The organism is Streptomyces sp. DvalAA-14, assembly GCF_900091855.1.
Lineage (GTDB): Bacteria > Actinomycetota > Actinomycetes > Streptomycetales > Streptomycetaceae > Actinacidiphila.
Genome location: NZ_FMCH01000179.1, coordinates 1 through 6,673 on the forward strand (window position 1 = coordinate 1; position 6,673 = coordinate 6,673).

6 protein-coding genes are annotated in these 6,673 nt (G+C 71.6%); 4 read left to right on the forward strand and 2 right to left on the reverse strand.

Annotated features, from left to right (window positions below; all coding sequences use genetic code 11):
- Both GA0115240_RS08675 and GA0115240_RS08680 read right to left on the reverse strand, forming a co-directional pair.
- Nucleotides 1-352, reverse strand: a 352-nt coding sequence (locus tag GA0115240_RS08675) for a WhiB family transcriptional regulator (RefSeq protein WP_093736077.1), incomplete at its 3' end; no start/stop codon positions are given.
- A 285-nt stretch (nucleotides 353-637) separates the two neighbouring features.
- Nucleotides 638-1,330: a DUF1707 SHOCT-like domain-containing protein gene (locus GA0115240_RS08680; RefSeq protein WP_093736073.1), complete on the reverse strand. Its 693-nt coding sequence runs from the start codon at nucleotides 1,328-1,330 to the stop codon at nucleotides 638-640.
- A gap of 236 nt (nucleotides 1,331-1,566) precedes the next feature.
- On the opposite strand from GA0115240_RS08680, the gene GA0115240_RS08685 reads away from it, so the two are divergent.
- From GA0115240_RS08685 to GA0115240_RS08700, 4 genes are all read left to right on the forward strand, one after another.
- Nucleotides 1,567-3,219, forward strand: a complete 1,653-nt coding sequence (locus tag GA0115240_RS08685; RefSeq protein WP_093736074.1) for a fumarate hydratase — start codon at nucleotides 1,567-1,569, stop codon at nucleotides 3,217-3,219.
- Between the two features lie 134 nt (nucleotides 3,220-3,353).
- Entirely contained in the window at nucleotides 3,354-4,739 is a 1,386-nt protein-coding gene (locus tag GA0115240_RS08690) for a class II fumarate hydratase (protein ID WP_093736075.1), read from the forward strand.
- Nucleotides 4,740-4,762: 23 nt separating this feature from the next.
- Complete coding sequence (locus GA0115240_RS08695; RefSeq protein ID WP_093736076.1) at nucleotides 4,763-5,440, forward strand: cytidylyl-2-hydroxypropylphosphonate hydrolase; 678 nt, start codon at nucleotides 4,763-4,765, stop codon at nucleotides 5,438-5,440.
- Nucleotides 5,441-5,745: 305 nt separating this feature from the next.
- Nucleotides 5,746-6,507, forward strand: coding sequence for a class I SAM-dependent DNA methyltransferase (locus tag GA0115240_RS08700; protein WP_093736078.1), 762 nt, complete (start codon nucleotides 5,746-5,748; stop codon nucleotides 6,505-6,507).
- The last annotated feature ends 166 nt before the right edge of the window (nucleotides 6,508-6,673 follow it).

Sequence of the window (6,673 nt, forward strand, 5' to 3'; positions counted from 1 at the left end):
AGCCCGCGGCCGCTATCGAGGCGGCGGGCCGCTGCAGTTCGACCTCGCGGCGGCGCCTGCGGGCCAGCACGACCCGTCGCTCCGCGGCGGTCATGCCGCCCCAGACGCCGTACGGTTCGGGCTGCAGCAAGGCGTGTTCGCGGCATTCGAGCATCACCGGGCAGCGGGCGCACACCCTCTTGGCGGCTTCCTCACGCGACAGGCGCGCCGCGGTCGGCTCCTTGGAGGGGGCGAAGAAGAGGCCCGCCTCGTCACTGCGGCAGGCCGCCTCGGAGTGCCAGGGGCCGCCGGCGTCCCGCGGATGGCGTGGTGGCTGAGCGGGGTCCGTGACGGGCTCGATCGGTTGAAGCACGGGTAACTCCTGACGACGGCTCGGCGTTTGCCACGCTGGCGTCGTCGCCGGTCCGCGGGCAGGGGAAGCCTGAGCAGCCGGGCGACGGCGTGCTCCATCCCCTACCCGCTGTGCGCGACTTCATGCGCACCGTGTTCATCGCCGGAGGATTTCCCGCACCCCCTTTGAGCTGCACATGGCGTATCCGCGCAGCATCCTTGGCGTACACACGCACCACATGAGTAACGGGAGCGTCCCTTCAGCGTGCCCCGAAAAGCCGCCGACACCCCGCACTTGGGGCCGGGTTCACCGTTGGAGGTTCTTCTTCGTCCAATCCCTGACCTTCTTGCCGCGCTTGGCCTTCGCCTCCACGCCGCCCCAGAAGGCCAGCCCGTCCACCCGGACCACCGGGGCGCCGGGATCGGGCGCCTCGAACGCGTTGATGTCCGAGCCGCCCATGATGCCGACCACGCTGCCGCCGCGCAGCGTCACGTTCTCCGGCAGCTTGATGCTGACGCCGCCCATGACGGCGGTGCAGTGGATCACCAACTCCGGCGCGGTGAAGGTCGCTTCGGTGAGGTCGATCTCGACTCCGCCCAGGATGGCGACCGCGGTGATCCGGTTGCCGACCCGCCAGCGGCCCTTGCGCTCGGCGCCGCCGAGGATGCCGACCAGGTTCGGGTTCTCGCCGCCCTGGCCCGGGTCGTAGCCGCGGGGCGCGGCGGGCGCGGGAGCGGGGGCGGCGGACCGGCCCACCGGCAGATCCCGTACCAGCGGCTCCAGTTGGCCGATCGTCTTGGCCGCGTAGACCTTGTCGATCCGCTCGGAGTGCTCGGCGGCGTCCAGCCGGCCCTCGGCGAGCGCGTCCCGCAGGATGTCGGCGATCCGGTCCCGGTCGGCGTCCGATGCGCGCAGTTCGGCGTCGGCGACCGACGCGCCGGTGCTCGGCGCGGCGGCCGGCGGGTGTTGCGGGCGCTTGTCGAGCTGCGATTCATCCACCCGTCCACGGTACACAGACGCGATAGATCGCGACTACCCCGAAGTCCGCCGGAGTCCGTCCCCTAGGGGTTCGCCGGACGGCGGCCGGGACCGCGGGCGGCGACCCCGATCGGGCCGGCGGCGGGGAGCCGCGGGCGGCGCCGCGGTGAGCCGTACCTCACAACGGCCGGGCTCCGCCGACGTTCTACGCTGGACCCGCTTCAGCGTCGACGCAGCCGAGTGAGGATTGTCCCCTTATGCCTGAGTTCGCCTATACGGATCTGCTCCCCCTGGGCGAGGACCCCACCGCGTACCGCCTGCTCACCCCCGAGGGCGTCAGCACCTTCGAGGCCGGCGGGCGCACCTTCCTCCAGGTCGAGCCGGAGGCGCTGCGGCTGCTGGCGGCCGAGGCGATGCACGACATCTCGCACTACCTGCGCCCCACCCACCTCGCCCAGCTGCGCCGGATCCTCGACGACCCGCAGGCCAGCCCGAACGACCGCTTCGTCGCGCTCGACCTGCTGAAGAACGCCAACATCGCGGCGGCCGGCGTGCTCCCGATGTGCCAGGACACCGGCACCGCCATCGTGATGGGCAAGCGCGGCCAGCAGGTGCTGACCTCGGGCGGCGACGAGGAGGCCCTGTCGCGCGGCATCTTCGACGCCTACACCAAGCTCAACCTGCGCTACTCCCAGATGGCGCCGCTCACCATGTGGGACGAGAAGAACACCGGCTCCAACCTCCCGGCGCAGATCGAGCTCTACGCCACCGACGGCGGCGCCTACAAATTCCTCTTCATGGCCAAGGGCGGCGGCAGCGCCAACAAGTCCTTCCTCTACCAGGAGACCAAGGCGGTCCTGAACGAGGCGTCCATGCTGCGCTTCCTGGAGGAGAAGATCCGCTCCCTCGGTACGGCGGCCTGCCCGCCCTACCACCTGGCGATCGTGGTCGGCGGCACCAGCGCGGAGTTCGCGCTGAAGACCGCGAAGTACGCCTCCGCGCACTATCTGGACGAGCTGCCCGCCGCCGGATCGCCGGCCGGGCACGGCTTCCGGGACAAGGAGCTGGAGCAGCAGGTCTTCGAACTCACCCAGCGGATCGGCATCGGCGCCCAGTTCGGCGGCAAGTACTTCTGCCACGACGTGCGGGTGGTACGGCTGCCCCGGCACGGCGCCTCCTGCCCGGTGGCGATCGCGGTCTCCTGCTCGGCCGACCGCCAGGCGCTGGCCAAGATCACCGCCGAGGGGGTCTTCCTGGAGCAGCTGGAGACCGACCCGGCGCGCTTCCTGCCGGAGACCACCGACGAGCACCTGGACGACGACGTCGTCCGCGTCGACCTCAACCGCCCGATGGCGGAGATCCGCGCCGAACTGACCAAGTACCCGGTCAAGACCCGCCTGTCGTTGTCCGGCCCCCTCGTGGTGGCCCGCGACATCGCCCACGCCAAGATCAAGGAACGCCTCGACGCGGGCGAGGGCATGCCCGCGTACCTGCGGGACCACGCCGTCTACTACGCCGGCCCGGCCAAGACCCCCGAGGGCTACGCCTCCGGCTCCTTCGGGCCCACCACGGCCGGCCGGATGGACGCCTACGTCGACCAGTTCCAGGCCGCGGGCGGCTCCCTGGTCATGCTGGCCAAGGGCAACCGCTCCCAGCAGGTCACCACCGCCTGCGCCACCCACGGCGGCTTCTACCTCGGCTCGATCGGCGGCCCGGCGGCCCGCCTCGCCCAGGACTGCATCAAGAAGGTCGAGGTCCTGGAGTACGCCGAGCTCGGCATGGAAGCGGTCTGGAAGATCGAGGTCGAGGACTTCCCCGCCTTCGTCGTGGTCGACGACAAGGGCAACGACTTCTTCCAGGACCCGGCTCCCTCGCCGACCTTCACCTCGATCCCGGTGCGGCAGGCGTAACCCCCGTCGGCCCCCGGGCCCCCGGGCCCCCGGCCCATCCCGGCCCCCGGCCTTCCCGGCCGTCCGGTGGGCGGCCCGCGGCGCTCCGGGCGGGGACGGGAACAAACCGCCCGGGGCGGGGCACTGTAGAAGACATGGACGACTACCGGATCGAGCACGACTCGATGGGCGAGGTGCGGGTGCCCCGCGAGGCCAAGTGGGGCGCGCAGACGCAGCGGGCGGTGGAGAACTTCCCGATTTCCGGGCAGCGGATCTCCGGTGCGCACATCGAGGCGCTGGCGCGGATCAAGGCCGCGGCGGCGAAGGTGAACGCCTCGCTGGGGGTGCTGGACGGGGAGGTGGCCGAGGCGATCCAGCAGGCCGCCGGGGAGGTGGCCGAGGGGAAGTGGGACGAGCACTTCCCGATCGACGTGTTCCAGACCGGATCGGGCACCTCGTCGAACATGAACGCGAACGAGGTGATCGCCACCTTGGCCGCCGAGCGGCTGGGCCGCGCCGTCCACCCCAACGACGAGGTGAACGCCTCGCAGTCGTCCAACGACGTGTTCCCCTCCTCCATCCACATCGCGGCCACCGCCGCCGTGACCCGGGACCTGATCCCGGCGCTCACCCGGCTGGCGGAGGCGCTGGAGGCGAAGGAGACCGAATTCGCGACGGTGGTGAAGGCCGGGCGGACCCATCTGATGGACGCCACGCCCGTCACCCTCGGGCAGGAGTTCGGCGGGTACGCGGCGCAGGTGCGGTACGGGATCGAGCGGCTGAACGCCTCGCTGCCGCGGCTGGCCGAGCTGCCGCTGGGCGGGACGGCGGTGGGGACGGGGATCAACACGCCCCCCGGCTTCCCGGCCGCGGTGATCGCCGAGGTGGCCGCGGCGACCGGCCTGCCGCTGACCGAGGCGCGCAACCACTTCGAGGCGCAGAGCGCGCGGGACGGCATCGTGGAGACGTCCGGGCAACTGCGGACCATCGCGGTGGGCCTGACGAAGATCGCCAACGACCTGCGCTGGATGTCGTCCGGCCCGCGGACCGGCCTCGGTGAGATCAGCCTGCCGGACCTGCAGCCGGGCTCCTCGATCATGCCCGGCAAGGTGAATCCGGTGATCCCGGAGGCGGTGCTGATGGTGGCCGCGCAGGTGACCGGCAATGACGTCGCCATCGCCACGGCCGGCGCGGCCGGTAATTTCGAGCTGAATGTGATGCTGCCGGTCATCGCCCGCAACATCCTGGAGTCGGTGCGGCTGCTGGCGAATGTCACCCGTCTGCTCGCCGATCGGACGATCGACGGGATCACCGCGCATGTCGAGCGGGCCCGCGAGTTCGCCGAGTCCTCGCCGTCCGTGGTCACCCCGCTGAACCGGTACATCGGCTATGAGGAGGCCGCCAAGGTGGCCAAGAAGTCGCTGGCCGAACGCAGGACGATCCGTCAGGTGGTCATCGAGGGCGGTTACATCGAGCGCGGGCTGCTGACCGAAACGCAACTCGACGAGGCGCTGGACGTGCTGCGTATGACCCATCCTTGACAGGTGGTCCGTAAGCTCTGTTCATGACAGCCGACGTCGACACCACGTTCAGGAACGGACCGCAGCGGCACTTCTGGGCCCCCGGCGATCAGGTGCTGTGGCGCTATCGCGGCAACGGCAGCGACGACGTGCACATCTGCCGGCCGGTGACCGTGGTGCGGGACGACGCGGAGTTGCTGGCGGTGTGGATGGCGCCGGGGACGCCCTGCCTGAAGCCGGTACTGGCCGACGGGACGCCGGTGCACCGCGAGCCGCTGGCCACCCGCTACCGCAAGCCGCGGGTGGTGGTCCGCGACCAGTGGTGGGGCACCGGGGTGCTGAAACTCGCCCGTCCGGGTGAGCCTTGGTCGGTGTGGTTGTTCTGGGAGGAGGGCTGGCGGTTCCGCAGCTGGTACGTGAACCTGGAGGAGCCGCTGCGCCGCTGGTCGGGCGGGGTGGACTCGGTGGATCACTTCCTGGACATCTCGGTGCACCCGGACCGGGGCTGGCAGTGGCGGGACGAGGACGAGTTCGCCCAGGCGCAGGCCGACGGCCTGATGCCGGCCGAGCTGGCGGCCCAGGTCCGGCAGGCGGGACAGCGGGCGGTGGCGGTGATCCGGGCCTGGGGCCCGCCGTTCCGCGACCACTGGCAGGACTGGCGGCCCGACCCGGCCTGGCCGGTGCCGGCCCTCCCGGCGGACTGGGACCGGCCGGCGGACTGACCACGGGCGCGGCGCCGACCGGCCCGGCGGCGCGGGCACCCGAGCCGATACCAGCGATCCCCTTGTCGCGCCCCTGACCTTCGACCGTAGGATCGGGGTCCTGAAGACTGCACAATTGCCAACCGCGGCTTAGAGTTTGACGCCACGTCGCGGGTGCGCGATCCGAGCATGCCCCAACGGCATGTGCCCGGCTTCGTCGCGCCGCCGCACGCCGCACCGCCCCACCACACACCAGCAGATCGCGCGGACAGCCAGGGAGGCCCTGAGCAGTGGGAACCGGCAACTACGAGCCGCCGCCCGTCGGGATGCCCGACGTGGAGATCCTCGGGCGGGACCGTTCCGGCCAGGCCGAGGCGTTCGACGCGATCGGCGACCGGTACGACGAGGCCTTCCCGCACAAGGAGGGCCAGCTCGCGGCCGGCGGCTGGCTCGCCGCCTCGCTGCCGGCCGGCGCCCGGGTGCTGGATCTCGGCTGCGGTACGGGGCTGCCGACCGCCCGTCAGCTCACCGCGTCGGGGCTGCGGGTGACGGGTGTGGACCTGTCACCGGGCATGCTCGCGCGAGCTCGTACGAACGTTCCCCAGGCCCGTTTCGTGCAGGGCGACATCGCGGATCTCGCCGATCTCGCCGATCTCGCCGATCTCGTTGATGTCCTCGATACCCCCGGCGACACGACCGGCGCCACCACCGGCGGCGCGGCCGACGGGGGCGCACCGTCCGCGCCGGGGCTCTTTTCCGGGGCGACGGCGTTCTTCGCGCTGCTGATGCTGCCGCGGTCGGAGATCCCGGCGACGCTGGCGGCGATCCACGACCGGCTGGAGCCCGGGGGGCTGCTGGCGCTGTCGATGGTCGAGGCGGATCTGGACGATGTGCCGATTCCGTTCCTCGGTAACACGATCAGGGTATCCGGTTATCTAAGGGATGAACTGCGCCAGATCGTCACGGACGCGGGCTTCGAGGTGATCAAGGAGGAGTCGTACGCCTACGCGCCGGCGAGCGTCGAAGTGCCGCCGGAGGAGCAGATCTTCCTCCACTGCCGACGCGTACTGCCGACGCGCCTGACCTGACCAGGCCCGAGCCCCGCCGCACGCCGGCCCGCGGCGGCGCACCGACGGATGGAACGACTCGCGTGACCACGGACCCGCCCCGCCCGCCCGCTGCCGATCCCCTCCCGGGGGCTTCCGCAGACCTGTACGGCTCCCTGCCCGGAGCCGCCGCGCCCTACCCGCACGC